At 71.8% G+C, this 26,906-nt stretch carries 25 protein-coding genes; 7 read left to right on the plus strand and 18 right to left on the minus strand.

The genetic code is table 11. The features are described from left to right. The first annotated feature begins 15 nt into the window (after positions 1-15). Both IE247_RS00185 and IE247_RS00190 read left to right on the plus strand, forming a co-directional pair. Positions 16-396 carry a trypco2 family protein gene (locus tag IE247_RS00185; RefSeq protein ID WP_190120759.1) on the plus strand — a complete coding sequence of 127 codons (381 nt, stop codon included), beginning with the start codon at positions 16-18 and terminating at the stop codon, positions 394-396. Further along, positions 393-3,353 (plus strand): NACHT domain-containing protein, encoded by a 2,961-nt coding sequence (locus IE247_RS00190; protein ID WP_229868348.1) that lies wholly within the window; start codon positions 393-395, stop codon positions 3,351-3,353. Before IE247_RS00185 ends, IE247_RS00190 begins: the two co-directional genes overlap by 4 nt. A gap of 91 nt (positions 3,354-3,444) precedes the next feature. Here IE247_RS00190 and IE247_RS00195 read toward each other — a convergent pair whose 3' ends face one another. After that, the gene (locus tag IE247_RS00195; protein WP_190120760.1) at positions 3,445-5,973 is read right to left on the minus strand and encodes an ATP-dependent Clp protease ATP-binding subunit; all 2,529 of its coding nucleotides are present in this window, start codon (positions 5,971-5,973) and stop codon (positions 3,445-3,447) included. Positions 5,974-6,405: 432 nt separating this feature from the next. Between IE247_RS00195 and IE247_RS00200 the strand changes: the two genes are divergently transcribed. Continuing rightward, positions 6,406-7,050, plus strand: coding sequence for an SCO3374 family protein (locus IE247_RS00200; RefSeq protein ID WP_229868351.1), 645 nt, complete (start codon positions 6,406-6,408; stop codon positions 7,048-7,050). 20 nt (positions 7,051-7,070) lie between these two features. Here the strand turns inward: IE247_RS00200 and IE247_RS00205 are convergent, their stop codons facing one another. The 10 genes from IE247_RS00205 to IE247_RS00250 all read right to left on the minus strand — a co-directional run bounded on the left by IE247_RS00205 (position 7,071) and on the right by IE247_RS00250 (position 15,794). Continuing rightward, positions 7,071-7,406, minus strand: coding sequence for a histone-like nucleoid-structuring protein Lsr2 (locus IE247_RS00205; RefSeq protein ID WP_190120761.1), 336 nt, complete (start codon positions 7,404-7,406; stop codon positions 7,071-7,073). 153 nt (positions 7,407-7,559) lie between these two features. After that, positions 7,560-8,081 carry an amino-acid N-acetyltransferase gene (locus tag IE247_RS00210; RefSeq protein WP_190120762.1) on the minus strand — a complete coding sequence of 174 codons (522 nt, stop codon included), beginning with the start codon at positions 8,079-8,081 and terminating at the stop codon, positions 7,560-7,562. Positions 8,082-8,090: 9 nt separating this feature from the next. After that, on the minus strand, positions 8,091-8,567 hold the full coding sequence (locus IE247_RS00215) for a BlaI/MecI/CopY family transcriptional regulator (protein WP_229868354.1): 477 nt from the start codon (positions 8,565-8,567) through the stop codon (positions 8,091-8,093). A 115-nt stretch (positions 8,568-8,682) separates the two neighbouring features. After that, on the minus strand, positions 8,683-8,856 hold the full coding sequence (locus tag IE247_RS00220; protein WP_190120763.1) for a hypothetical protein: 174 nt from the start codon (positions 8,854-8,856) through the stop codon (positions 8,683-8,685). A gap of 206 nt (positions 8,857-9,062) precedes the next feature. Beyond that, entirely contained in the window at positions 9,063-9,665 is a 603-nt protein-coding gene (locus IE247_RS00225; RefSeq protein ID WP_190120764.1) for a hypothetical protein, read from the minus strand. A 428-nt stretch (positions 9,666-10,093) separates the two neighbouring features. Continuing rightward, on the minus strand, positions 10,094-10,894 hold the full coding sequence (locus IE247_RS00230) for a type III pantothenate kinase (protein WP_190120765.1): 801 nt from the start codon (positions 10,892-10,894) through the stop codon (positions 10,094-10,096). Beyond that, positions 10,894-11,931 carry a carboxylating nicotinate-nucleotide diphosphorylase gene (gene nadC, locus IE247_RS00235; protein WP_190120766.1) on the minus strand — a complete coding sequence of 346 codons (1,038 nt, stop codon included), beginning with the start codon at positions 11,929-11,931 and terminating at the stop codon, positions 10,894-10,896. Before nadC ends, IE247_RS00230 begins: the two co-directional genes overlap by 1 nt. Continuing rightward, positions 11,928-13,649 (minus strand): L-aspartate oxidase, encoded by a 1,722-nt coding sequence (locus IE247_RS00240; protein ID WP_190120767.1) that lies wholly within the window; start codon positions 13,647-13,649, stop codon positions 11,928-11,930. Before IE247_RS00240 ends, nadC begins: the two co-directional genes overlap by 4 nt. After that, a complete protein-coding gene (gene panC, locus IE247_RS00245; protein WP_373305478.1) occupies positions 13,646-14,689 on the minus strand; it encodes a pantoate--beta-alanine ligase in 1,044 nt (347 codons plus the stop codon). Before panC ends, IE247_RS00240 begins: the two co-directional genes overlap by 4 nt. Before the next feature lie 184 nt (positions 14,690-14,873). Continuing rightward, on the minus strand, positions 14,874-15,794 hold the full coding sequence (locus tag IE247_RS00250; protein WP_190120769.1) for a Rossmann-like and DUF2520 domain-containing protein: 921 nt from the start codon (positions 15,792-15,794) through the stop codon (positions 14,874-14,876). Positions 15,795-15,907: 113 nt separating this feature from the next. Here IE247_RS00250 and IE247_RS00255 point away from each other — a divergent pair, with 113 nt between their 5' ends. Next, a complete protein-coding gene (locus IE247_RS00255) occupies positions 15,908-17,068 on the plus strand; it encodes a threonine aldolase family protein (RefSeq protein WP_190120770.1) in 1,161 nt (386 codons plus the stop codon). 446 nt (positions 17,069-17,514) lie between these two features. Here IE247_RS00255 and IE247_RS00260 read toward each other — a convergent pair whose 3' ends face one another. Beyond that, the gene (locus IE247_RS00260; RefSeq protein ID WP_190120771.1) at positions 17,515-17,778 is read right to left on the minus strand and encodes a hypothetical protein; all 264 of its coding nucleotides are present in this window, start codon (positions 17,776-17,778) and stop codon (positions 17,515-17,517) included. 106 nt (positions 17,779-17,884) lie between these two features. On the opposite strand from IE247_RS00260, the gene IE247_RS00265 reads away from it, so the two are divergent. Beyond that, a complete protein-coding gene (locus tag IE247_RS00265; protein ID WP_190121353.1) occupies positions 17,885-19,000 on the plus strand; it encodes a DUF5937 family protein in 1,116 nt (371 codons plus the stop codon). Positions 19,001-19,027: 27 nt separating this feature from the next. Here IE247_RS00265 and IE247_RS00270 read toward each other — a convergent pair whose 3' ends face one another. Continuing rightward, positions 19,028-19,705, minus strand: coding sequence for a response regulator (locus IE247_RS00270; protein WP_190120772.1), 678 nt, complete (start codon positions 19,703-19,705; stop codon positions 19,028-19,030). A gap of 76 nt (positions 19,706-19,781) precedes the next feature. Beyond that, entirely contained in the window at positions 19,782-20,978 is a 1,197-nt protein-coding gene (locus IE247_RS00275; protein WP_190120773.1) for a sensor histidine kinase, read from the minus strand. Positions 20,979-21,074: 96 nt separating this feature from the next. On the opposite strand from IE247_RS00275, the gene IE247_RS00280 reads away from it, so the two are divergent. Then, a complete protein-coding gene (locus IE247_RS00280) occupies positions 21,075-22,091 on the plus strand; it encodes an SAM-dependent methyltransferase (protein ID WP_190120774.1) in 1,017 nt (338 codons plus the stop codon). Then, a complete protein-coding gene (locus IE247_RS00285) occupies positions 22,088-23,230 on the plus strand; it encodes an NADH-quinone oxidoreductase subunit D (RefSeq protein WP_190120775.1) in 1,143 nt (380 codons plus the stop codon). The genes IE247_RS00280 and IE247_RS00285 overlap by 4 nt, the downstream gene beginning before the upstream one ends. Before the next feature lie 51 nt (positions 23,231-23,281). Here IE247_RS00285 and IE247_RS00290 read toward each other — a convergent pair whose 3' ends face one another. The 4 genes from IE247_RS00290 to IE247_RS00305 all read right to left on the minus strand — a co-directional run bounded on the left by IE247_RS00290 (position 23,282) and on the right by IE247_RS00305 (position 26,847). Further along, on the minus strand, positions 23,282-24,322 hold the full coding sequence (locus tag IE247_RS00290; RefSeq protein WP_190120776.1) for a hypothetical protein: 1,041 nt from the start codon (positions 24,320-24,322) through the stop codon (positions 23,282-23,284). A gap of 95 nt (positions 24,323-24,417) precedes the next feature. Continuing rightward, positions 24,418-25,377, minus strand: a complete 960-nt coding sequence (locus tag IE247_RS00295; protein ID WP_190120777.1) for an ABC transporter substrate-binding protein — start codon at positions 25,375-25,377, stop codon at positions 24,418-24,420. A 76-nt stretch (positions 25,378-25,453) separates the two neighbouring features. Continuing rightward, a complete protein-coding gene (locus IE247_RS00300; RefSeq protein WP_190120778.1) occupies positions 25,454-26,149 on the minus strand; it encodes an ABC transporter permease in 696 nt (231 codons plus the stop codon). Next, on the minus strand, positions 26,149-26,847 hold the full coding sequence (locus IE247_RS00305; RefSeq protein ID WP_190120779.1) for an ABC transporter permease: 699 nt from the start codon (positions 26,845-26,847) through the stop codon (positions 26,149-26,151). Before IE247_RS00305 ends, IE247_RS00300 begins: the two co-directional genes overlap by 1 nt. Positions 26,848-26,906 lie beyond the last annotated feature (59 nt).

The raw sequence follows: 26,906 nt of genomic DNA on the forward strand, positions 1-26,906 counted from the left end.
GGTACCGTCCGGGCCATGACCGACGACACCTCCGGCGCGAACGCCGAACTCCCCGACATCGAACTCGCCGACGCCATCGAGTCGATACGCGACCAGCTCATCGAGGCGGCCGGCCGGTCCGCCGGCCGCCCGGTCCTCTTCGAGGTGGGCGACATCGAGATGGAGTTCACCGTCGAGCTGCGCAAGGAGACCAGAGGCGGCGCGCGCGTGAAGGCCTGGGTGGTGGACGCGGGCGCGGAAGCCGCCCGGACCAGCGGCCGGACCCACCGCGTCGCCTTCACCCTCAAGCCGAGGAACGCGCGGACCGGCGGGTCCTGGCTCGTCGGCAATGACGACGCCGGCGACACGAGCGACTTCGGCGGCCCCGGCCCGTACCCGGCCGCCGGAGCACAGTGAGCGCAGGCACCGTCCTGCCGGTCGGCCGCAGGGCCGTGGTGGTCCACGGCGGGCGGCAGGGCAGCGGCGTACTCCTCACGCCACGCACCGTGCTGACCTGCGCCCATGTGATCGGTCCTGGACACACCGCCCGGGTGTCGGTGCCCGGTGTCCGGGGGTCGGTGCTCTTCCAGGTCATCTGGTCGGACGCCCGGCTGGACGCGGCGCTGCTGGTGAGCGCCCAAAGTCCGCATCCGGGCGTCACAACGCCGAATCAGCTGATCCGGATGAGCGAGGTCACCACCGATTGGCCGCTCACTGGGTGCGAGATCGTCGGCTTCCCCGAGATCCAGCGGTACGACGGCCAGAGGCTGGAGGCCGACCAGTACCGGGGAACCGTGCTGCCGCTCGCCGGGCTCATCCGCCGGACGATGGTGTTCGAGTTCGACCGGGAGCCCGCCGCCGAACGCGAGGACGGCACCACCGCGCTCGCCGGGCTCTCCGGCGCGCCCGTCTACGCGGGCGAGGCCCTGCTCGGGATCGTCCGCGAGATCCCGCACGACCGCCGGCTGCTGCGGGCGGAGTGCGTGCCCGTCTCCCAGATCGTCTCCGACCCCGCGTTCCGCGAGTGGTTCGACGGCAACAAGGCCGCCTCCGACCTGCTGCCGCGACTGGAGCCCATCACCCACACCCACCCCCACGATCCCCGTTACGAGGAGGAGTACGCGGAGGCCCTCGCCACCGAGTACCGCAAGACCAAGGTCTTCGGGCTGGACGAACTCTCCCGGCGGGACGCGGAATGGGACCTGGACACGGCGTATCTCAGCCTGGAGGCCAGCCCCAGAACACCACGGCCGGACCCCCGGGCGCCCTTCCGGGAACCGGTCGGAGGCACCCCGCAGCGCATCGAAGCGCTGCTCGCCGACCGGCCCCGGGTGCTGCTGCGCGGCGACGCGGGCGCGGGCAAGACCACCCTGATCTGGTGGCTGGCCGCCCACGCCGCCTCCGGCACCCTCGACACCCGGCTCGCCGAGCTGAACGGCCTGGTCCCCTTCGTCGTACCGCTGCGCACCCTGCGCGCCCAGGGCCAGGACCTGCCCTCCCCGGGCGCGCTCTCCGGCGTCTCCCGGCTGGTGATCGACCAGCCGCCGGACGGCTGGGCGGGCCGGGTACTGTCCGCCGGGCGGGGGCTGCTGCTGGTCGACGGCTTGGACGAGGTGCCGCACGACGACCGGGAGGATGCCCACCGCTGGCTCTCGGCGCTGCTGCGGCGCTATCCCCGGACCCGGTGCGTGGCGACCGTACGGCCGCTGGCGGTCGCGCCCGACTGGCTGGAGTCGGAGGGGTTCGAAGAACTGAGCCTGCTGCCGATGCGCGACGCGGACATCACGGCCTTCACCGCCGCCTGGCACGCGGCGGCCCGGCTGGACGACGACGGCCATGACGCGCTGCACGAGCTGGAACGGGATCTGACCCAGCAGTTCGCGAACACCCCGGCGCTGCGGGAGCTCGCCCGCACCCCGCTGCTCTGCGCGGTCATCTGCGCCCTGCACCGGCTGCGCGAGGGCTTTCTCCCAGAGACCCGCTGGGAGCTGTACCGCTCGGCGCTCCAGATGCTGCTGGGCCAGCGCGACAAGCGCCGCAAGGTCGACAGGCCCGAGGGCGTCACCCTGACCGTGGAGGAGCATCAGCAGCTCCTCCAGCGGATCGCGGTCTGGCTGGTGCGCGGCGGGCAGACCGAGTTCACCGAGGAGAGCGCCCTTCGCCAGCTCGACCGGGCACTGACGGGGATGCCACAGGTCAGCGACCAGGGGGACGCGAGCCGGATACTGGCCCATCTGCTCAACCGCAGCGGTCTGCTCCAGGAGCAGACCGACGGGGTCTACCAGTTCACCCACCGCACCTTCCAGGACTTCCTGGCGGCCAAGGAGTTCGTCGAGGGCGACCATCTCCACGAGCTGCTGCGGCACGCGCCCGAACAGCAGTGGCACGACGTACTGCTGCTGGCCGCAGGCCACTGCTCACGGCGTGAGCTGCCGGTGCTGGTCGACGGCCTGCTGCGGGCGGGCACCACGGCACGGCGACAGGGCGGCAAACGCACCGCCCTCTATGTGCTGGCCGCGCTCTGCGCCCAGCACGCGGCCTGGCTCGACGCCTCGGTGCATCAGAAAGTCCAGACGGCCGTCCGGGGTGTGCTGCCGCCCCGCACCGTCGAGGAGCGGGCGTCGCTGGCCCGGCTCGACACGGCCGTGCTGCCGCTGCTGCCGGAGCCGAAGGAGCTGGCTCCGCCCGAGCGGGAGCAGTTGGCGGAGCTGCTCGCTGTGATCGGTGGATCGGCGGCTCTGCCGTACGCACGGAAGCTGGCGGAGGCTGATGGCGGATCCGGAGGTCTGCGCTCCGTGCTGGCCAGGAGCTGGGAGAAGTATCCGGCCAAGGAGTACGCCGAGCGTGTCCTCGCACCGCTGGACCTGAGTAGCAGTGTGCTGATGGTCAGTGCTTCGGAGCAGCTGCACCAGCTCTTTCTGGTGCCGCGCACTCGCAGTGTCGGTCTCCTAGGCGACTTCACCCCTGCGGAGCTTCGCTCCGGGCTGTCCGGAGCAACGCTCCACCACATAGCTCTCTTCGGCAATGAAAAGCTCACTGATCTCAGTGCGCTGGGCCCATGCGGCAGCAATCTGGAGATCTTGAACATCGTCCACTGCACCGCCTTGAAGAGCCTCGTCGGCCTCGCGGAGTTCGGGGCGCTGAAAGCGCTAACGCTGAGCAACAGCCCGGTCTTCGAGGAGGGTCTGAAAGTGATCGCCGAGCTGCCCCAGTTGGGAACGCTCATCCTGACCCAGCCTCAGCTCCCGGACGGCAAGCTCAATCTCACCCCCCTACACTCCCTGCCCAACCTCCAGATCAACATCACCGGGGTCCCCAAGACAAAGGTGCTCGGCCGCCAGAAACTGGGCAACCGTCTCACCTTCAAAACCTGACCAGCTACGCCAGAAGGGGCTGCCCCGGACTCCGTACGTCTCCGTACGCGTCCGGGGCAGCCCCTTCTTGGCTGGCTACCGCCCGGGAGGCTTACGCCTCCTTCGAGAGGTTCGGTCCGGCTCCGCCGGCCGCCTGCTCGATCGGCGGGACGTCGGGCAGTGCCGACTTCTCCTCGCCGCGGAAGGTGAACTTCTTCTCTTCACCCTCGCCCTCGGTGTCCACGACCACGATGTGACCGGGGCGCAGCTCACCGAAGAGGATCTTCTCGGAGAGGATGTCCTCGATCTCGCGCTGAATCGTCCGGCGCAGCGGCCGGGCGCCCAGAACGGGGTCGTAGCCCTTCTTGGCGAGCAGCGACTTGGCCGTGGAGCTGAGCTCCAGACCCATGTCGCGGTCCTTCAGACGCTCATCCACCTTGGCGACCATCAGGTCGACGATCTGGATGATGTCTTCCTCGGTGAGCTGGTGGAAGACGACGGTGTCGTCGACACGGTTGAGGAACTCGGGCCGGAAGTGCTGCTTGAGCTCTTCGTTGACCTTGACCTTCATACGGTCGTAGTTCGACTTGACGTCGCCCTGGGCGGCGAAGCCCAGGTTGAAGCCCTTGGAGATGTCCCGGGTCCCGAGGTTGGTCGTCATGATGATGACCGTGTTCTTGAAGTCCACGACGCGGCCCTGGGAGTCGGTCAGGCGACCGTCCTCCAGGATCTGCAGAAGGGAATTGAAGATATCGGGGTGGGCCTTCTCGACCTCGTCGAAGAGGACGACGGAGAACGGCTTGCGGCGCACCTTCTCGGTGAGCTGGCCGCCCTCCTCGTAGCCCACGTATCCGGGCGGGGAGCCGAAGAGACGCGAGACCGTGTGCTTCTCGCTGAACTCCGACATGTCGAGGGAGATCAGCGCGTCCTCGTCGCCGAAGAGGAATTCGGCGAGCGTCTTGGACAGCTCGGTCTTACCGACGCCGGACGGGCCGGCGAAGATGAACGAGCCGCCGGGGCGCTTGGGGTCCTTCAGGCCGGCACGGGTACGGCGAATGGCCTGGGAGAGCGCCTTGATGGCGTCCTTCTGGCCGATGACGCGCTTGTGCAGCTCGTCTTCCATGCGCAGCAGCCGGGAGGACTCCTCCTCGGTGAGCTTGAAGACCGGAATGCCGGTGGCCGTGGCCAGGACTTCGGCGATGAGCTCGCCGTCGACCTCGGCGACGACATCCATGTCGCCGGCCTTCCATTCCTTCTCGCGCTTGGCCTTCGCGGCGAGCAGCTGCTTCTCCTTGTCGCGGAGAGAAGCCGCCTTCTCGAAGTCCTGGGAGTCGATGGCCGACTCCTTGTCACGGCGCACGCCCGCGATCTTCTCGTCGAACTCGCGGAGGTCCGGCGGCGCGGTCATCCGGCGGATACGCATCCGGGATCCGGCCTCGTCGATCAGGTCGATCGCCTTGTCCGGGAGGAAGCGGTCCGAGATGTACCGGTCCGCCAGGGTGGCGGCCTGAACGAGGGCCTCGTCCGTGATGGAGACACGGTGGTGGGCCTCGTAGCGGTCGCGCAGACCCTTGAGGATCTCGATGGTGTGCGGCAGCGAGGGCTCCGCGACCTGGATGGGCTGGAAGCGGCGCTCAAGGGCCGCGTCCTTCTCCAGGTGCTTGCGGTACTCGTCGAGCGTGGTGGCGCCGATGGTCTGGAGCTCACCACGGGCGAGCATCGGCTTCAGGATGCTGGCCGCGTCGATCGCGCCCTCGGCGGCACCCGCGCCGACGAGCGTGTGCAGCTCGTCGATGAACAGGATGATGTCGCCGCGGGTGCGGATCTCCTTGAGGACCTTCTTCAGGCGCTCCTCGAAGTCACCCCGGTACCGGGAGCCGGCGACGAGCGCGCCGAGGTCCAGGGTGTAGAGGTGCTTGTCCTTGAGGGTCTCGGGCACCTCGCCCTTGACGATGGCCTGCGCCAGGCCCTCGACGACCGCCGTCTTGCCGACGCCGGGCTCGCCGATGAGCACGGGGTTGTTCTTGGTACGGCGGGACAGCACCTGCATGACCCGCTCGATCTCCTTCTCGCGCCCGATGACCGGGTCGAGCTTGGACTCACGGGCGGCCTGGGTGAGATTGCGGCCGAACTGGTCCAGGACGAGCGAGGTCGAGGGCGTGCCCTCGGCGGGACCGCCTGCGGTGGCGGCCTCCTTGCCTCCCGAGTAACCGGAGAGCAGCTGGATGACCTGCTGCCGCACTCGGTTCAGGTCGGCGCCCAGCTTCACGAGGACCTGGGCGGCGACGCCCTCGCCCTCGCGGATCAGGCCGAGCAGGATGTGCTCCGTGCCGATGTAGTTGTGGCCCAGCTGAAGGGCCTCGCGGAGCGAGAGCTCCAGGACCTTCTTGGCACGGGGGGTGAAGGGGATGTGCCCGGACGGGGCCTGCTGGCCCTGACCGATGATCTCCTCCACCTGCTGGCGGACCGCCTCGAGCGAAATCCCGAGGCTCTCCAGGGCCTTAGCGGCGACACCCTCACCCTCGTGGATAAGGCCCAGGAGGATGTGCTCGGTGCCGATGTAGTTGTGGTTGAGCATCCGGGCTTCTTCCTGAGCCAGGACGACAACCCGCCGCGCGCGGTCGGTGAACCTCTCGAACATCGTTAATCGCTCCTCAGAGCGGTCAGGCAGTAAGGGGTCGGTCCCCTCCCTGTCCTTCCGCAGCTTAGTCCCGCAAGCGGGGACCGCTCATTCCAACTGCCGACACCCGTCTGTGGCCTCCTGACCCCTGAACGCCGACAACTGCTCCAACCCGATGGTGCGAGACGATGTTCCCGCAGGCCAGGCAGTTACCCTCGCCGCGAATACGCCGATGGCGAACGTAAGGCCGCCCTGCGAGCGTGTCGCCCCTCCCCACTAGGGATGTCTTACCCGCAAGCACTGACAGTCCATGCGGCGCACCCCCCTCCCCTCCGCTACGGGCGAACAACATTGCGCCCCCGGTCGCGCCCGAACGCCCCCGGATCCGCGACCGTGCGGGACCGTTCCCGCACCCTCCGTAACTCCCGGCGTCGCGCGGGAGTTCCCGGGGGTATGGCATCGACTCCCCGGGGCGGCCCCCCGGCCGTCCCGCTCCCGCGTCCGCCCGTCCTCGGAGCCGGCGCGCCCTGGGCCCGGTGGTACGAGAACGTCCTCGGCTGGGCGGTGGGCGGCGGCCCGCCGGCCGGGCTGCTCACCGGGCTCCGTTTCGATGTGCTGGAGCTGCCCGCGGACGCCGGTGCCGCCGTGCTGCGCCGTACGGCCGTCACGGGGCCCGTGGCGCTCGCCGGGCGGCGGATGCGGCTTCTGGTGGCCGCGGGCGGCGCGGAGGAGCTGCCGGGGCTGCTGGAGTGGCTTGAGTGGGGCGGGATCGCACTCGGTCTGACCGCTCTCGGCGCGGGCGGCGTGATGCCCGCCCCGCCACCGCCGGGCCGGGCCGGCTCCCGGGAGGCCGCCGTCTGGCTGCGGCCCCCCGTGCCGGGGCGCGAGGTGGAGCCCACCCTTCCGGCCCTCACCCCGTTCGGGCGCGGTACGGGAGCGGGCCGGGGCGGCTGCCCCGATCTCGTACGACTCCTGGACACGGTGGCGACCGAGTGCCACCGGGCCCGGTTGCTGCGGGCGAATGCGCGGACACACGCACAATCGCATGCGCGTACGAACACGCACGAATACGCAGCGTATGAATACTCGGCCGATTAAGAGTGGGCTGAAGCGGCTGCTCAGCCGTTCGCCTTCTCGTACGCCTCGCGAACCGTGGCGGGGACGCGGCCGCGGTCGTTGACCTCGTAGCCGTTCGCCTTGGCCCACGCGCGGATTTCCGCGGTGTCCTTGTTGCCGCTCGCCGCCGCACGGCCCTTGCCGCGTCCGGAAGCCGCACGGCCGCCCGTGCGCCGGCCGCTCTTCGCGTACGGCTCAAGGAGACCACGGAGCTTGTCCGCATTGGAGGTCGTGAGGTCGATCTCGTAGGTCTTGCCGTCCAACGCGAACGTCACTGTCTCGTCCGCCTCGCCACCGTCGAGGTCATCGACAAGAAGGACCTGAACCTTCTGTGCCACCGGATTTCCTTTCATCGAAAATGCAGTACGCGGAAAGGAAACCGCTTTTCACGGAAAAACACAAACCCTTGGGAGAGGTTCAGAAGCGCGAGAACACGGGAAACGTGCGCGATTCGGACATAGGGATCGGCCGGGTCGGCTCTCAAGTGGTGATCACAGGTGCAGAAGCATCCGGCTGTTGCCCAAGGTGTTCGGCTTCACGCGTTCGAGGCCGAGGAACTCGGCGACACCCTCGTCATAGGAACGCAGCAGCTCGGCGTAGACATCTGTGTCGACCGGGGTCTCGCCGATCTCCACGAAGCCGTGCTTGCCGAAGAAGTCCACTTCGAAGGTGAGACAGAAAACCCGGCTGATCCCCAGCCGGCGCGCTGTGGTCAACAGCTTGTCGAGCACCTGATGGCCGACGCCATGGCCCTTGAAGGCGGGGTCGACGGCGAGAGTGCGGACTTCCGCGAGGTCTTCCCACATCACATGAAGAGCACCGCAACCGACGACCGTACCGTCATCGCCGCGTTCCGCGACCCAGAACTCCTGGATGGCCTCGTAAAGAGTGACCGGTGCTTTGTCGAGGAGGATGCCTTCACTCACGTACGGATCGACGAGCCGGCGGACCGCGGCCACATCGCTGGTCCTGGCCCGACGGACGGTGATGGCATTTGGCGCGGCATAAGGCATGCGGTGACGCTATCGCCCCGGGGATGTCCCGTCGTCGGCGGGCCGCTCGGCCGGGAGTTCCTCACCGGCCCGCTGTTCGCGATCGCCCGGAAGCGGGCGGCCGTCTTGTGCCGTGTCGCTCACGACATCGTCCTGAACGATACGGACGGCCGCTTGCAGTGACTCGCGCTGCTCGGACGACATCATCCCGAAGAAGGCGACGAGGGCGGCGGCGGGGTTGTCACTCCGGGACCAGGCCTCGTTCATCAGTGCGGCCGAGTAGGCGGCGCGGGTGGAGACCGCCGTATATCGATAGGCGCGGCCCTCGACTTCCCTGCGGACCCAGCCCTTCTGATGGAGATTGTCCATTACCGTCATGACGGTCGTGTAGGCGATGGACCGTTCCTGCTGAAGGTCTTCCAGGACTTCCCGGACGGTGACCGGCCGGTTCCATTGCCAGACCCGTGTCATGACGGCGTCTTCCAGCTCTCCCAATTGGCGGGGCACATTGACACCATAGTGGGAGAATCGCGAATTCTCGGTAATGACGTAACAAAAAGGACGTACGGTCGACCGCGAGGGTCTGCCGTACGTCCATTCGCGCGCCGGGAACGCGCCCGGGTCACTCGCCGCTGTCGGGGCGGTGCGGCGCGTTGGCGCGGGCGAGCGTGGCGTCCACGATCGCGTCCTCCTTGGACTTGTTCGGGCCCCCCTGGCTCTTGACGATCGTCACGATCAGGGCGGTGAAGAGCGTGGCCATCACGACGGGCGGGAGGAGCGCGGATACATAGTCCATGGCTCCCAGGGTAACTAGGGCCTGCCTGACGGATCAGGCTGGGTCAGTGAGCGGGGTCTGGTGCCGTGGATTGCAAGGCGGAGGATGGGGGTACCACCCGGGCGAAGCCCAGGGGGAGAGCCAATGTGGTGTATTGGCGACCGACGACAACGCGGCAAGGCGCGGTGCCAGGGCTCGCGAGCCCAGCAAGATCCGTCAGACAGGCCCTAGCCCGCGGCCCGCTGCTCGGGTGGGGGCACTGGGCGGCGGCGTGGCGGGAAGACCTCCGACGGCTTGGGCACCGGCCGCTCGCCGGGCGCGGGGGCCTTGGGCTGGGGCTTCGCCGGCTCGGGGGCCGGCTGGGGTCTGGTCCCCGGCTTCGGGCCGGATTCGTCGGCGGCCCGGCCGCCGGGGAGCGCGAGGAGCCGGGCGCGCGGGGCGGGCGCGGCGGGGAAGGAGCGCCGGGCGAGCCGGGCGCGCACCGACCGCTCGGCGAGTTCCTGACAACGGTCCAGGAGGACGGCGGCGACCGGGTTGCCGCGCAGTGCGCGCAGTGCGGCGAGGTCGTCGACGACGGGGTCGTAGCCGGCCGCCAGGGCGTCCTGGAGCAGCTCCAGATAGCCGGCGGCGGAGCCGGGCAGCGCCTGGCGGTAGCGGGTGAGGTCGGCGAGGAGGAAGGCGCGCAGCCTGCGGGCCTCGTGGGCGGCCTCGTCGAGGGAGTCGGCCAGGCGGAGACAGTCCTGGATGTCCTCGTCGGGCAGGGTGGTGGGGTGGAGGGCGACGGAGAGGGCGCGTCGGAGCACACGCAGCTCGTCTGCGCTGAGGGCCATGCCGCCGCGGGATCCGTATGGCGTGGGCATGGGGCGACGATACGTGCGGGTGGGACAAAATCGACTTAATGCCGGTGGGTGGGCGCGCCGTGCGCGCCGGATGCCGGGGTTCACCGCCCCCGGGCGGCCCGGGTGAGCCCCGGGGCCGGGGCGTGCCCCGGTACCCCGCGTGCGGGGAATCCCCGGGCTCGGCGGTCTCCGGTTCGAGCGTGCCCCGGGTTGCCGGGATTCGCCGCTCCCGGGCGGCCCGGTCGGCGCCCGGGGCCCTGGCTGAGCGCACGGGGCCGGGGCGGCGGGCCCCGATACCTCGCGTACCCGGCCGCCCCGGGCCCGGCGGCCTCCGGGTTCGCGGCGTGCCCCGGGTGCACCACGTACCCACGTACGGGAGATCCCCAGGCCCCGGGCCCCGTGTTCCGAGGCGCTCCGGGCTACATGCGGGCGATGTTGCGTTCGTAGACGAGGCGGAGGCCGATGAGGGTGAGCCAGGGCTCGTGCTCGTCGATCTCGGAGGATTCGCCGAGGACCATGGGGGCGAGGCCGCCGGTGGCGATGACGGTGACGTCCTCGGCGTTCTCCGGGGCCAACTCCTTCTTCATCCGGCGGACCACTCCGTCGACCTGCCCGGCGAAGCCGTAGACGATGCCGGACTGCATGGCCTCGACGGTGTTCTTGCCGATCACGCTGCGCGGGCGGGCCAGCTCGATCTTGCGGAGCTGGGCCCCCTTCACGCCGAGCGCCTCGACGGAGATCTCGATGCCCGGGGCGATCACCCCGCCGGTGTACGCGCCCGCGGTGCTCACCGCGTCGAACGTGGTCGCCGTACCGAAGTCCACGACGATCGCGGGCCCCCCGTACAGCTCGACCGCGGCCACCGCGTTGATGATGCGGTCCGCGCCGACCTCCTTGGGGTTGTCCATGAGGATCGGCACCCCGGTCTTGATGCCGGGCTCGACCAGGACGGCCGGGACGTCGCCGTAGTAGCGGCGGGTGACCTCGCGGAATTCGTGCAGCACCGAGGGGACGGTGGAGCAGATCGCGATGCCCTCGATGCCGTCGCCCAGCTCCATCCCGAGCAGCGGGTGCATGCCCATCAGGCCCTGGAGAAGGACGGCCAGCTCATCCGCCGTGCGACGGGCGTCGGTGGAGATGCGCCAGTGCTCGACGATCTCTTCGGAGTCGAAGAGTCCGAGGACCGTGTGGGTGTTGCCGACGTCGATGGTGAGGAGCATCAGGCATCCGCCTCTCCGGGCTCGGAGCGGGACGGCTCGCGCAGGTCGAGGCCGATGTCCAGGATCGGGGAGGAGTGTGTCAGCGCCCCCACCGCGAGGTAGTCGACGCCCGTGTCGGCGTAGGCGCGGGCATTGGCGAGGGTGAGCCGGCCGGAGGATTCCAGGACGGCCCGCCCGGCGACGAGGGCGACGGCCTCCTCGGTCTCGGCCGGGCTGAAGTTGTCCAGCAGGATGAGGTCGGCGCCCGCGTCCAGCACCTCGCGGACCTGGTGCAGGGTGTCGACCTCGACCTCGATGGGCAGCTCGGGGAAGGCCGCGCGGACCGCCTTGAAGGCGGGTGCGACCCCGCCCGCCGCGATCACGTGATTGTCCTTCACCAGGGCCGCGTCCGAGAGCGACATCCGGTGGTTGACGCCGCCGCCGCAGCGCACCGCGTACTTCTCCAGGGCGCGCAGCCCGGGCGTCGTCTTACGGGTGTCGCGGACCCTGGCCTTCGTGCCCTCCAGGGCGTCCGCCCAGGCGCGGGTCGCCGTCGCGATGCCCGAGAGGCGGCACATGATGTTGAGCGCGCTGCGCTCGCCGGTCAGCAGTTCGCGGGTGCCGGTGGTGACGGAGAGCAGCTTCTGGCCCGCCTCGACCCGGTCGCCGTCCCTGACATGGCGCTCGACCTCGAACTCGCTGGTGGCGACGGTGGAGAGGATCGCCTCGGCGATCTGGATCCCGGCGACGACGCCCGCCTCGCGGGCGGTGAAGTCGCCGGTGGCGATCGTGTCCTCGGGCACGGTGGCCTCGCTGGTGACGTCGGTGCCGCCGTCGAGGTCCTCGCTGAGCGCGAGATGGGCGACGTCCTCGATCAGTACGGGGTCGAGGCCGGCCTCGGCGAGCAGCGCGGCGAGCGCGGGGTCGAGGCCGCACTCGTAGAGGTCGTCGCCGTCGCCGCCGGCGTCCTGGCCGCAGCCGCAGGAGTCCCCGCAGCCGCTCTGGATCAGCGGTACGTCCACGGGCAGCGGACCTTTCTCGGCTTCGGGCGTGCTCACGGCTGGTGCTCCCTCAGGGCGGTGGGTGGGAATGCGGTGCCGTCGGTGCGGGTGACGACGAGCGTACGGTCGGGGACGGCGCGTACCACCAGATGGCGGTGGAAGGCGGTGTCGTCCCGGTCGGGGTGGTCCTCGCGCCAGTGGCAGCCGCGGGTCTCCTCGCGCTCCAGTGCGGCGGCGGTCAGCACCTGGGCGACGGCGAGCAGATTGGTGGTCTCCCAGGAGTCCACGCCGGGCAGACCGGCCTTGGCGCGGCCGTCGTCTTCGGCGGCGGCGCGGTGGACGGCCTCCAGTGCGTGCGCGGCCTGCCGGAGGCTGTCGGCGGAGCGCAGCACGCCCGCGCCGTGGGACATGATCCGCTGGATGTCGGCGCGGGCCTCGGGGGCGATCAGCGGCAGCGGAGGCCGGTCGCCGGTGACGGGCGCGGCGGCCGGGGCGAGGCCGTGGGCGGCGATGCGCTCGGCGATGTCGTCGGCGATGCGCTCGGCGAAGACCAGGCCTTCGAGGAGAGAGTTGGAGGCGAGCCGGTTGGCTCCGTGGACTCCGGTGCAGGCGACTTCGCCGCAGGCCCACAGGCCGGGGACGGTGGTGCGGCCGTGCAGATCGGTGCGGACGCCGCCGGAGGCGTAGTGGGCGGCCGGGGAGACGGGCACCGGCTCGGTGACGGGGTCGATGCCGTGGGCGCGGCAGGCGGCCAGGATGGTGGGGAAGCGGTGCTCCCACATCTCGGCGCCGAAGTGGCGGGCGTCCAGATACATGTGGTCGGCGCCCTGCTCGCGCATGCGCCGCATGATGGCCTTGGCGACGATGTCGCGGGGGGCGAGTTCGGCGAGTTCGTGCTGTCCGAGCATGAAGCGCTCGCCCGAGGCGTCCACCAGATGGGCGCCCTCGCCGCGTACCGCCTCCGAGACCAGCGGCTGCTGGCCCTCGGACTCCGCGCCGAGGAAGAGCACGGTGGGGTGGAACTGGACGAATTCGAGGTCCGAGACCTCCGCTCCGGCGCGCAGGGCGAGTGCGACGCCGTCGCCGGTGGAGACGGCGGGGTTGGTGGTGGCGGAGAAGATCTGGCCCATGCCGCCGGTGGCGAGGACGACGGCGGGGGCGTGGACCGCTCCGACGCCGTCGTGGCGGCCTTCGCCCATGACATGGAGGCTGACTCCGGCGGTGCGGCCGTCGGCGTCGGTGAGCAGGTCCAGGACCAGCGCGTTCTCGACGGTGCGGAGTCCGGCGTCGCGTACGGCGTCGACGAGGGCGCGGGAGATCTCCGCGCCGGTCGCGTCGCCGCCCGCGTGCGCTATGCGGCGGCGGTGGTGGCCGCCCTCCCTGGTGAGCGCTATGTCGCCGCCGGCCGATGTGTCGAAGCGCGCGCCGGTGGCGATGAGCCGGCGGACCGCGCCGGGGCCCTCGGTGACCAGGGCGCGCACGGCTTCCTCGTCACAGAGGCCCGCGCCCGCGACGAGGGTGTCGTCGAGGTGCTGTTCGGGGGTGTCGCCCTCGCCGAGCGCGGCGGCGATGCCGCCCTGGGCCCAGCGGGTGGAGCCGTCGTCGAGGCGGGCCTTGGTGACGACGACGGTGGTGAGCCCGGCGGCGGCGCAGCGCAGTGCGGTGGTGAGCCCGGCGACCCCGGAGCCGACCACGACGACGTCGGCGGTGATGGCCCAGCCGGGGGCGGGGGCGTCCAGCCGTATGCCCGTGCCCTTCGCGGGGTGGGTGGTCACGAGCCTGCTCCGAACCTGAGGGGGATGTTGTCGATCAGCCGGGTCGCGCCGACCCTCGCGGCGACGGCGAGGAGGGCGTCGCCGCGGTGGTCGTCGGGGATCTCGGTGAAGGTGGCCGGGTCGATCAGGGCCAGATAGTCGAGGGTGAGCGGCGGGGTGGCGCGGGCGGCCTCGTCCAGCACGGCGCGGGCGGCGGCGCGGACCGCGTCGGCCCCGCCGGGGGCGGCCTGGGCGACGGCGGCGGCGTCGGCCGCGGCGCGCGCCTCGCCCAGGCCGAGGAGGGCGGCGGCGCGGGAGGGGGCGCCGGGGACGGCTTCGGCGCGGGCGAGCAGCGCCTGCTGGGCGGCGAGCCGGTCCCGCGCGGCGAACAGGGCGCGGGAGAGCGCGAGCGCGGTCTTCCGCTCGGCGGGGGAGAGATAGCGGTTGCGGCTGGAGAGGGCGAGGCCGTCGTCCTCGCGGACGGTCTCGACGCCGACGATCTCCACGGGGAAGTCGAGGTCGTGGACCATGCGGCGGATCAGGGCGAGCTGCTGGGCGTCCTTCTGGCCGAAGAGGGCCAGGTCGGGGCGGGTGAGATGGAGCAGCTTGGCGACGACGGTGAGCATGCCGTCGAAGTGGCCGGGGCGGCTGGCCCCCTCCAGCAGTCCGCCCATGGGGCCCGCGGTGATCCGGACCTGGGGCTCTCCGCCGGGGTAGACCGTGGCGGCGGTGGGCGCGAAGACGATGTCCGCGCCCGCCTCTCGCGCGGTGTCGAGATCGGCGTCGAGGGTGCGGGGGTAGCGGTCGAGGTCTTCTCCCGCGCCGAACTGGAGCGGGTTGACGAAGACGGTGACGGTGACGAGGCCGTCGTCGCCGACGCGCTCGCGGGCGGCGCGGATCAGGGCGGCGTGGCCCTGGTGGAGTGCGCCCATGGTCATCACCACGGCGGTGCGGCCGGGGGCCGTGCGGCGGCCGAGCAGCTCCGCGAGCTGGTCCGGCGCGGCGACGAGGGTGAGGTCGCGGCTGGTCACGGTCATGATCGGTCGTCCTCCGCGGTACATGCGCAGCGGCTGGCAGTGGTGGTGAAGGGGGCGGGCCGGGGTGCCCCGCCGGGCGGGCTCACGGCGGACGCCGTCGGGCGCGGCGCGCGGGAAGAGCCGATGGCGGTCGTGGACGCCCGCACCCCGGCCCGGCGGCTCGCGGCGGACGCGGGCGGCCGTATCCCGCCGTGGCGGCTGACGGCGGTCATGATCGGTCGTCCTCCGCCAGTACGCCGAGGAGGTCCTCGGCCAGCTCCGGCTTGAGCAGTCCGTGGGCGAGCGCCCGGTCTGCGGTGGTGCGGGCCATCGCGAGATACCCGGCGACGGTGCCGGGGGCGTGCTTGCGCAATTCGGCGACGTGCGCGGCGACGGTGCCCGCGTCGCCCCGGGCGACGGGCCCGGTGAGGGCGGCGTCGCCGGAGCGCAGGGCATTGTCCAGGGCCGCGCCGAGGAGGGGGCCGAGCATCCGGTCGGGGGCGGCGACCCCGGCGGTGCGCAGCAGCTCCATCGACTGGGCCACCAGTGTGACCAGGTGGTTCGCGCCGAGGGCGAGGGCCGCGTGGTAGAGCGGGCGGGACTTCTCCTCGATCCACTCCGGCTCGCCGCCCATCTCGATGACGAGGGCCTCGGCGGCCAGCCGCAGCTCTTCGGGGGCGGTCACGCCGAAGGAGCAGCCGGCGAGCCGCTGGACGTCGACGGCGGTGCCGGTGAAGGTCATCGCGGGGTGGAGGGCGAGGGGCAGCGCGCCCGCGCGCATCGCGGGGGCCAGCACCTGGACCCCGTACCGTCCGGAGGTGTGCACCAGGAGCTGGCCGGGGCGGATCGCGCCGGTGTCGACGAGCCCTTCGACGAGGGCGGGCAGCGCGTCGTCGGGGACGGTGAGGAGCACCAGATCGGCGTGGGAGAGCACCTCGGCGGGCGGGACGAGGGGGACGCCGGGGAGCAGCTCGGCCGCTCTGCGGCGGGAGGCGTCGGAGACTCCGGAGACCGCGACGGGCCGGTGTCCGGCGAGCTGGAGCGCGGCGGCGAGTGCGGGGCCGACGCGGCCCGCGCCGACGACGCCGACCGTCAGCCGGGCGGGGCGGTCCCGCGGGTCGAGCGGTTCTTGTGGTGATGTGAAGCTCACGCGGTGCCTTCCGTTCCAGTCCGCGGCGGGTACCGGACGATGTGTCCGTCATGCTACGCCAGCGCCGCACAGGCCCCCCGGGTTGTCCACAGGCTGTGGGCGATGATCGGACGATGAACGAGACGGCGACGGAAGAGACGGAAGAAGAGCGGCGGCGGCACCGGCTGGCGGTGTGGCGCGGCTCGCGGCGGCTGCTGTGGCGGGGTCCGGTCGACCGCCCGCTCGGGGAGCGGCTGACCGCCCTGGCGGCGGACGCGGGCCAGGTCTGCGACCCGGACGGCACCCCCGATCTGTACGGGGACGGAGTGGTCGGGGAGCTGGAGCGGCGGGTGGCGGAGCTGCTGGGTCTCCCGGCGGCGGTCTACTTCCCGACCGGGACGATGGCGCAGCAGGTGGCGCTGCGCTGCTGGGCGGAGCGGACCGGGAACGCGACGGTCGCGCTGCATCCGATGGCGCACCCGGAGCGCCATGAGCGGGGTGCGTTCGGGGCGGTGAGCGGGTTGCGCACGGTCCATCCGACGCGGGAGCCCCGGCTGCCGACGGCCGAGGAGATCGCGGACTTCGAGGAGCCGTTCGGCGCACTGATGCTGGAGCTGCCGCTGCGGGACGCCGGTTTCGTCCTGCCGGAGTGGGACGAGCTGACCAAGACGGTGTCGGCGGCGCGCGAGCGGGACGCCGTAGTGCACTTCGACGGCGCGCGGCTGTGGGAGTGCGTCACGCACTTCGGCCGTCCGCTGGCGGAGATCGCCTCGCTCGCGGACAGCGTGTACGTCTCCTTCTACAAGTCCCTCGGCGGGCTCTCGGGCGCCGCCCTCGCGGGCCCGGCCGAGGTGATGGCCCAGGCGCGCGCCTGGCGGCACCGCTATGGCGGGCTGCTCTTCCAGCAGTATCCGGCGGCGGTGTCGGCGCTGCTGGGGCTGGAGCGGGAGCTGCCGAGGCTGCCCTCGTACGTCGCGCACGCGAAGCGGGTCGCCGCGGCGCTGACGGACGCCTTCCACGAGGGCGGCGTCCCCTGGTTCCGGCTCAATCCGCCCGTCCCCCACACCCATCAGTTCCAGGTGTGGCTGCCGTACGAGGCCGAGGTGCTGGAGCGGGCCGCGCTCGGGCAGTCGGAGGAGACGGGGGTGACGCTCTTCCGCCGCTGGTTCACGGAGGGCGGCGCTCCGGGTATGTCGGTGACCGAGGTGACGGTGGACTCGGCGGGGCTGGAGTGGACGCCGGGGGAGGTACGGGAGGCCGCGGCGGAGTTCCTGCGCCGGGTGGGCATCGGATAGCCGGGGGCGGGCCGTCCGGCCGGGTCCGAGGGCGGGGCGGCGCACCTGCCCGACCGGGTCCGCGAGCCCCGGGCCCGGGGCCGGGCCAGGGCTGTTCGCGAGCGGCACCAAGTGCTGTGACCGGGAAGGTTCGCCCCGGGCCCGGGGCGTCCGGTGCTCCCCCTGGGCCTTCGGCCCGGGAGGCACCCTCACATCGCAAGGCGGAGGTCCACCGCTCGTACTGAACGTACTTGGGTGGTCCGACAACGCGGCGTGGGGGCACCCCCCTGGGCTTCGCCGGGGGCAACCCCCACTCGGGCCGGGGCGCCAGGCCCAGGGGGAGCACCGGGCGTCGCGGGCCGGCGAACCTTCCCGGTCACAGCACCAGCCGCCCGTTCGCCCCCGGCGGCGGCCGAGGACCGCGCCTCGCCGGGGAGCATCCGCGCGCCCCGGCGAGGGTCCGGGGCTCAGGCGCAGGAGCGGGTACGGGTACGGGCCCGGCCCCTGCGGAGCAGGGAGGCCACGAGGGCCCGTACGGCGGAGGACCGGCCGCCCCCGGGCCGGGCCCGGGCCCCGGGGTCCCGGCCCGCCTCGGCGGAGAGGACGGCGGGCGTCCGGCCGTCCAGCTCACGGATCATCTGCCAGTCGTGGCGGCCCGGCTGCGGCGGCATCCGCTCCCCGAGGCGCGCGGCCCGGTGGCAGTCGAGCAAGTACTGCTGCGTCGCGTTCATGGCTCCCACGCTCCGCCCGCCCCTCGATCCCGGTCACGTCGATTGACGAGCCCCGTCAACCGACGCCCCGGCCGCCGGGCCGACCCCGCACCATGGAGGCGTGAGCCTGACCATCGACATCAGCGGCCTCCCCCCGGAGCGCGTCCTCTTCGAGATATCCCCCCTCGCCGAGCTGGGCCTCGCCCTGCACGCCCTCGCCGAGCCCGGCCACCACCCCGGGCTGCACGGCTGGGCCGCGGCCACCTCCGCCGGGCTGGCACCCGATCTCGCGGACCGGCTCTGCGAGGCGGACTTCCTGTGGCGGACCACCTTCTCCGACGTGTTCATGGCCTTCGCCGGGCTCACCGGAGCCTCGCCCGCCCCCACCCTCGCCGGGGAGCTGGACCTCCTCGACCGGCTGGACGACGAACGCTTCGTCCTCGCCGCCCTGGAGTTCACCTGCGGCAGCAGCTACGCCTGCGGCGGGCTCTCCGCCCTCAGCGACCCGGTCCGCCGTGAGCGCTCGCTCGAACTCGCCGCCAACCGGGGCCCCCGGCAGCTCGATTTCACCAAGCGGCTGCTGAGCGACCCCGTCTCGGTGCGCGCCTGGCTGCGGAGACTCCTGGAGGACTGCGACGAGGCCTTCTTCGCCGACGCCTGGCAGCGGGCCCTGCCCCAGCTCGCCGCCGACGCCCGGCACAAGACCGAGCTGCTGCGCCACAAGGGCCTCGCCGAGGCGCTGCGCGCGGTCTCCCCCGCGCTCAGCGTGGACGCGGACCACACCCGTATCACCGCGGACAAGCTCGCCGACGGACGGACCACGGCCGTCGCCCCGGGCCGCGACCAGCTCGACCAAGGCCTCACCCTCATCCCGTCCAGCTACGGCTGGCCGCATCTGATGGTGCTGCACGCGAAGGGCTGGCGGCCGGTGATCCACTACCCCGTCGCGGCCCCCGCGCCCCGGGACCCGGGCTCCGTCGAGCTGCTGACCCTGCGGATGGAGGCCCTCGCCCACCCGCTGCGCATGCGGCTCTGCCGCAGCCTCGCCCGCGCCCCGTACACGACCAGCGAGCTGGCCGACGCGTACGACATCACCGCGCCCGAGGTCTCCCGGCACCTCTCCGTCCTGAAGAAGGCCGGGCTGCTCTCCACCCGCCGGCGCGGCCGCTATGTGATGCACCAGCTCGATGTCTCCGCCGTCGCCCGGCTGGGCAGCGACTTCCTGGAGACGGTGCTGCGCTGAACGCGCCCGGAAGGGGCGCGCGGCCCCTCAGAGCGCCGGGCCGCCGCCCGCACGCACCAGCCCGCTCTCGTACGCCAGCACCACCACCTGCACCCGGTCGCGCAGATTCAGCTTGGTGAGGATGCGTCCCACATGGGTCTTCACAGTGGCCTCGGAGAGCACCAGCCGGGCCGCGATCTCGCCGTTCGACAGCCCCTGGGCGACCAGCAGCATGACTTCGCGCTCGCGCTCGGTCAGCCGGTCGACGTCCTTGTTCCTCGGCTCGTTCGAGGAGCTGGGCAGCATCGGGGAGAAACGGTCCAGCAGCCGGCGCGTGGTCGAGGGCGCGACCACGGCGTCGCCGCTGTGGACCGAGCGGATCGCGGCCAGCAGCTCACCGGGCGGCACGTCCTTGAGCATGAAGCCGCTCGCGCCCGCCTTCAGCCCGGAGAAGGCGTACTCGTCGAGGTCGAACGTCGTCAGGATCAGCACCTTGGGCGGATTGTTCTGGGCGCAGATCCGCCGGGTCGCCTCCACCCCGTCCAGCCTCGGCATGCGGACGTCCATCAGGACGACGTCCACGGCGGTCGAGCGCAGGATCTCGATCGCCTCCGCGCCGTCCCCCGCCTCCGCGACCACGTCCATGTCCGGCTGTGCGGCGAGCACCATCCGGAATCCGGTGCGCAGCAGCACCTGGTCGTCCACGAGCATCACACGGATGGACATGACAGCTGGTCCTCAATCTCTCGGTCGGTCTCGACGGTCTCAACGGACATCTGTGGTGGGGAGGGGCTGGCCGGAGCTAGCCGGACTTGAGAGGGAGCAGCGCGCTGATCCGGAATCCGCCGCCGGGCCTGGGCCCGGCGTCCAGCGTGCCGCCGACCATACCGATGCGCTCCCGCATCCCGATGAGCCCGTGTCCCTGGCCGTCGACTCCCCCGTCCTCGTACAGCTCATGGGCCGACCCCCGGCCGTCGTCCTCGACCAGCAGCCCGAGACCGTCGTCGAAATAGACCAGCCGCACACTCGCGCCGGCATCGGGACCGCCGTGCTTGCGGGTGTTGGTGAGCGCCTCCTGCACGATGCGGTACGCGGTCAGCTCGACCCCGCTCGGCAGCGGTCTGGCGGTGCCCTCGATCTTGAAGTCGACGGTCAGCCCGGCCTTGCGCACATGCTCCACCAGGTCCTCGATCTGCCGCACATCGGGCTGCGGTACGTACTCCCCGCTCTCGGGGTCGTCGCCGGTGCGCAGCACCCCGAGCAGCCTGCGCATCTCCGCGAGCGCCTGACGGCCGGTGGTGGAGATCGTCTCCAGGGCCTGGCGGGCCTGATCGGGCGCGGCGTCGAGTACATAGGCGGCCCCGTCGGCCTGGACGACCATCACGGAGACGTTGTGCGCGACCACGTCGTGCAGCTCACGGGCGATCCGGGCGCGCTCGGCGGCCACCGCCACCTTGGACTGCGCCTCGCGCTCCCGCTCCAGTCTCATGGCCCGCTCCTCCAGCTGGGCGAAGTACGCCCGTCGGGTGCGTATCGAGTCGCCGAGCACCCAGGCCAGGGCGAACGGCACGGCCAGCACGATGGTCAGGAAGATCCGCGCCGTGGTGGAGACTTCTCCGTCCGGCGGCCAGAGCAGCTGGGAGAGCGGGGCCGCCAGGAGTCCTCCGACCAGGGCGAGCGAGCGCGCCCAGCGCGGGCTGTCGCGCGCGGCCACGGTGTAGACGATCACCAGCATCGCGAAGTCGCCGGGGATGATCTGGATGCCGGCGATCATCTGGGCGATGCCCATCAGCGTCGCCAGGACGAGCATCCGCTCCGGCATCTTGCGGCGCAGCGCGACGACCAGGGCCAGCCCGAGCGAGATCGGCACCCCGGCCCAGCCGGGCTTGTACAGAGTCTCCTGGGCGAGGTCCATCAGGGAGAGCGCCAGGAGGACCAGGGCCCAGAAGGCGTCGACACCCGTGGGGTGTCTGCGGAGGAAGTCATAGACGCGCTGCACGTAACCCAGAGTAGGGAAAACCACCAGGTGTAGGGGTCAACCGTCAGAGCGATCCGGAGGACGGAGGCGTACTCCGGAAGGTGGAGACTTGCGTTCGTGACGGACGAGACGTGTGAATGGCGCAGCTGGCGGGAAGCGACGGAGACCGCGCTGTACGGGCCGGGCGGCTTCTATCTGCGGCCCGAGGGCCCGGCGGGGCACTTCCGTACGTCGGTGCACGCGTCGCCGCTGTTCGCGGGGGCCGTCGCCCGGCTGCTGCTGGCCACCATCGAGGAGCTGGGGGCCGAGGCGGGGGCCGGGGATCCGGTGATCGTCGACATGGGCGCGGGGCGCGGGGAGCTGCTGACGGGGGTGCTGGCGGCGCTGCCGCCGGATTTCCCGGTCCGGGCGTACGCCGTCGAGCGGGCGGCCCGCCCCGGTGGTCTCGATCCCCGTATCGAGTGGACCCCGGAGCCGCCGCGAGGGGTGAGCGGGCTGCTCTTCGCCAATGAGTGGCTCGACAATGTGCCCGTGGACATCGCCGAGGCGGACCCCGACGGGGTGGTACGCCTGGTGCAGGTGCGGCGGGACGGGACCGAGCGGCTGGGGCCGTCGGTCACGGGCGCGGACGCGGAGTGGCTGGCGCGGTGGTGGCCGCTGACCGAGCCCGGCGCCCGGGCCGAGATCGGCCGGGCGCGGGACGAGGCGTGGGCGGCGGCGGTCGGCACCCTGCGCTCGGGCCTGGCGGTGGCGGTGGACTACGCGCATCTGGCCGGGGCCCGGCCGCTCTTCGGCACCCTGACCGGCTTCCGCGCGGGCCGCGAGGTCCGTCCGGTGCCGGACGGGAGCTGCGATCTCACCTCGCACGTCGCCCTGGACTCCTGCGCCCTCCCCGGCGCGACGCTGACCACGCAGCGGGACGCCCTCGCGGAGCTGGGACTGACCGCCGGCCGCCCGCCGCTCTCGCTGGCCTCCACCGATCCGGCGGGCTATCTCCGCGCCCTCTCGCGCACCGGCGAGGCGGCGGAGCTGATGTCCCCGGGCGGCCTCGGCGACTTCCTCTGGCTCCGGCAGCGCCGGCAGGCGGGCACCGGGGACGGGCATCCCCCAGGTCAGGGGATACTGGCCGCATGACGGAGACCACGTTCGGCATCGGCGGCGCGGCGGAAAGCACCGACATGGTGCTCAACATCGGCCCCCAGCACCCCTCCACCCACGGCGTGCTCCGCCTGCGGCTCGTCCTCGACGGCGAAGTCATCCAGCACGCCGAACCCGTCATCGGCTATATGCACCGGGGCGCGGAGAAACTCTTCGAGGCGCGCGACTACCGCCAGATCATCATGCTGGCCAACCGCCACGACTGGCTCTCCGCCTTCTCCAACGAGCTGGGCGTCGTCATGGCCGTGGAGCGCATGCTGGGCATGGAGGTCCCCGAGCGGGCGGTCTGGACGCGCACCCTGCTCGCCGAGTTGAACAGGGTGCTCAATCACCTCATGTTCCTCGGCTCCTACCCCCTGGAGCTGGGCGGCATCACCGCCGTCTTCCACGCCTTCCGGGAGCGCGAGGAGCTCCAGAATGTGATGGAGGAGATCTCCGGCGGCCGGATGCACTACATGTTCAACCGGGTCGGCGGCCTCAAGGAGGACCTCCCGGCCGGCTGGCTGGGCCGGGTGCGGCACGCCGTCGCCGAGGTCCGCTCGCGGATGGACGTGTACGACCGGCTGGTCCTCGGCAACGAGATCTTCCGGGGCCGGACCCGCGCGGTGGGCGTCCTGTCTCCGGAGGCGGTGCACGCGTACGGGGTGAGCGGCCCCATCGCCCGCGCCTCGGGCGTCGACTTCGACCTCCGCCGGGACGAGCCGTATCTGGCGTACGGGGAGCTGGCGGACACCCTGAAGGTCGTCACCCGGCCCGACGGCGACTGTCTGGCCCGCTTCGAGGTGCTCCTCGACCAGACGCACAACTCCCTGGACCTGGCGGACGCCTGCCTCGACCGGATCGCCGACCTGCCGCCCGGGCCGATCAACCAGCGGCTGCCGAAGGTGCTCAAGGCCCCGGAGGGCCACACCTACGCCTGGACCGAGAACCCGCTCGGGGTCAACGGCTACTACCTGGTCTCCAAGGGCGAGAAGACGCCGTACCGGCTGAAGCTGCGTTCGGCCTCGTACAACAACATCCAGGCGCTGACCGAGCTGCTGCCCGGCACCCCGGTGCCGGACATGGTGTCGATCCTGGGCTCGCTGTTCTTCGTCGTCGGCGACATCGACAAGTGACCGGGCGGCCCCGGCCCCCGGGGCAGGGGTCCGGGGCCGGGGGCCGCTCCGTCAGGAGTTGACCGCGTTCCGCAGCTCTCCGAGGTCGAGCTTCTCCGTCTCGTCGTGCGCGGTCAGATCGATGACGGCGGCGGCCGGGCGGGCGGTGTCCGCGCGGCGCTCGGCGAGGGCCTCCTCGCCCACCACATCGGCGAGATCCTCCTGCTGCGCGGCCTCGATCGCCCTGGCCCGCCGCTCGGGCTCCGGCGCGGCCCGGAGCTCGGAGCCGGGCTCGCCCGGGGCGACGGCCTGGGTGCCGAAGAAGTCGAAGGTGCCCTCGGGGCGCGCCGCGCCGGGGCCCCGGCGCGGTCCGTACGGGGCGATCGCGGCGGCGGGACGCCTGGCGGGGAGGGCGGTCGCCGGACGGGCATGCTGCTCAGGGCCCGTGTCCACGCCCGCCCGGGGCTTCCCCGGCGACTCCTCCGCCTCTCCGGCCGACGCCTTCTCCACGGCGGACCCTTGAGCCCCGGCCGTGGTGCGCGCGGAGCGCTGGGCCCCGGCGGTACGGGTGAGCTCCTCCAGCGCCCTGGCCGCACGGAGATAGACGGCGGGACCCAGGGCGGCGGCGGCCCGGGCGGGGCCCGGCACCTTGGTCGCGCCCGTGTCGCCGGTGAGCTGACGGCGGTCCTCCAGCACGCTGGCCCGCTCGGTCTCGGCGGTCGCGTACCGCCGGAGCAGGGCGGCGTGCTCGCCGCGCAGCCCCGCCAGCTCGACCCGCTTGGCGCGCAGCTTGGCGTCGAGCTTGGCGCGCAGCTCGCGCGATTCCTCCAGCTCGGACTCCAGCTCCGCTATCCGCTCCTCGGTCTGCCAGGCGTCACTGGCCCGCCCCCGGGTCAGGTCGGCGACCTGACGGCCCGCCGCGCGGTCCCAACTGCGCGTCAGGAAAGCGCCGGTCACAGCGGCCGCGGCGGCTGCCGCGACCAGCACCCGGAGCGCGACGGGTTCGCTCAGCAGCCATGCGGCGGCGGCGCACAACACCGACGCTCCGGCGACCGCGGTGGGCGGCAGCAGCCTGTGCAGGGGCGGGGAATGGCGGTGGCGTCCACGTGGCATGGCCTGAAATTTACCGTGCCGAGTAGCCGATGGGGATATCGGTCCGGAAAATCTCCTGTCCGGGGAACGGCGCCGGGAACGACGCGCCTCCGGTACTACTTCTTGAGCAGGTTCTTGGAGCGGAGATACTCCTTCGCGGCATCCTCGGGCTTGACCCGCTCGGCGTCGACCTTGCGGTTCAACTCGGCGAGATCCTCAGTGGTCAGCACCTTGGTGATCTTGGCGAGAGCGTCGGCTATCTCCGCCGCGCCCGCGTCCTTGGCATTGACCACCGGCAGTACGTTGTCCGCGTTCTGGAGCTTCTTGTCGTCCTTGAGGAAGACCAGGCCGTCCAGGACCGCGTCCGTGGTGGTGGTGAGCACCAATTGGTCCTCGCCGTCCCTGACCGCCTGCTTGGACTGCGGGGTTCCGACGCCCTTGGGGTCGATGCCCACGACATCGATGCCGTAGGTCTTCTTCAGACCCGGCGCGCAGAACGGCCGCACCTCGCACTCGTCACCCGCCGCGATCTTCACCTTGAGCTTCGACTTTCCAAGATCGGAAAGCGTCTTCAGCTTGTTCTTCCCGGCGAATTCCTCACTCACCGCGAACGCGTTCTGATCGACGGCCCCGCCGGCCGGGAGCACCTTCAGCCCGCGCGGCTCGGCGAGCGCGGTGAGCGCCGCCACGGTGGCCTTCGCATCGCTGGAGGCGACGGGCTTCTCCTCGGGGGCCTTCGGGCCGTTCACCTTCGCGTTGAGGAATTCGGCGAGCGTGGCGGCGTATTCCGGCACGATGTCGATCTCCCCCTTCTCCAGCGAGGGTTCGTACAGCTCACGGTTCTTCACCGAGGTGATCGAGGTCTTGTACCCGGCGTCGGCGAGGACCCCCGCATACAGCTCGGCCAGGACCTTGGACTCGGTGAACGAGGCCGAGCCGATGACCAGCGAGCCCTTTCCGCCCGATCCTCCGCCGTCCTTCGACTCCTCCAGGGCATCGCCGCCGCACGCGGCGAGGGAGCCCGTCAGGGCCGCCACGGCCAGTACCGCTCCCGCGATACGAGAGGTCTTGCGCATCAGGTTCTCCGTCCAGAGGTCCACGAGGGTTCGGTTCTCCCGGCCCGCGCGGGCCGCGTCGAGAGGTTCACAGAAGTCATGCGGATACCCGGGCCGGGCCGGGGGAAACCGCCTTGCGCAGCGGATCGACCAGCCGGTCGACGAGGACCAGCACCCCCTCCACCACCAGCGCCAGCAGCGCCGCGAGTAGCGCGCCCGCCACCACCTGTGCGGTGTCCAGGGTGTTGAAGCCCGCGGTGATGATCCGGCCCAGCCCGCCCTGACCGACCAGCGAGGCGATGGTGGCCGTGGCCACGACCTGCACGGCCGCCGACCGCAGCCCGGTCATCAGCAGCGGATAGGCCAATGGCAGCTCGACCCGGAGGAAGACCTGACGGCCCGACATCCCCATCCCGCGCGCGGCCTCCACCACCGAGCGGTCCACCTCCCGCATCCCGACATGAGCGTTGGTCAGCAGCGGAGGGACCGCGAACAGCACCAGGGCGATGATCGTCGGCGCGTATCCGGCGCTGCGCAGCGGGGTGAGCATGAAGAGGGCGAGGACCGCGAAGACCGGCACGGCCCGGCCCGCGTTGGAGATCGAGACGGCGAGCGCGCCTCCCCGGCCGATGTGGCCGAGCCAGAGCGCCAGCGGCAGGGCGATCGCGCAGGCGATCAGGAGCGCCGTCCCGCTGACGTACACATGCTCGCCGAGCCGGTGCCACGCACCGCTCTCGCCCGACCAGTTGGACCCGGTGGCGAGCCAGGTCCAGGCATCGGCCAGCACCCCCATCAGGCAGCCCTCCCGGCCTTCGGTATTCGGGTCCAGGGCGTCAGCAGCCGCTGCGCCCCGAGCAGCAGCAGATCGGCCGCTGCCGCCAGCAGCACACAGAGCACAGACGCGGTCAGCACCTGGGCCTTGAAGGTGGTCTGCACCCCGTCGTCGATGAGATTGCCGAGCCCGCCCCGGCCGATCAGCGCGCCCACCGTCGTCAGCGCGACGGTGGAGACGGTGGCGATCCGGACCCCGGCCATCAGCGCGGGCAGCGCCAGCGGCAGCTCGACCTCCCAGAGCAGCCGGCCCGGTCCGTACCCCATGCCCCGGGCGGCCTCGCGCGCCTCGGCGGGCACGGCGTCGAGCCCGGCGAGGATGTTCCGTACCAGGATGGTGAGCGAGTAGAGCACCAGACCGGTGACGACCAGCGCGGCCGAGAGCCCGAACACGGGCAGCAGCAGCGAGAACATGGCCAGCGAGGGAATCGTGTAGAGCAGGGTGGTCAGCCCCAGCACGGGGGCGGCGAAGGCGGGTCTGGCACGGACGAGGAGCGCGAGCGGGAATGCCACCGCGAGGCCGATCAGGACCGATGCGGCGGTGATCCAGACATGCTCGACCGTCGCCTCCGTCAACTCCTGGCTCCGGGTCCGCAGATACTCCCCGCAGATCCAGTCATTGGCCGTCAGACAGCTCCGCGCGGCCAGTCCCGTACTCATGATTCCCCACCTCCCCACCCATGCCGAACGTATGACTGAAGACCTTAACCTTGGCCACT

This window comes from Streptomyces inusitatus (assembly GCF_014651115.1).
Taxonomy (GTDB): domain Bacteria; phylum Actinomycetota; class Actinomycetes; order Streptomycetales; family Streptomycetaceae; genus Streptomyces; species Streptomyces amakusaensis.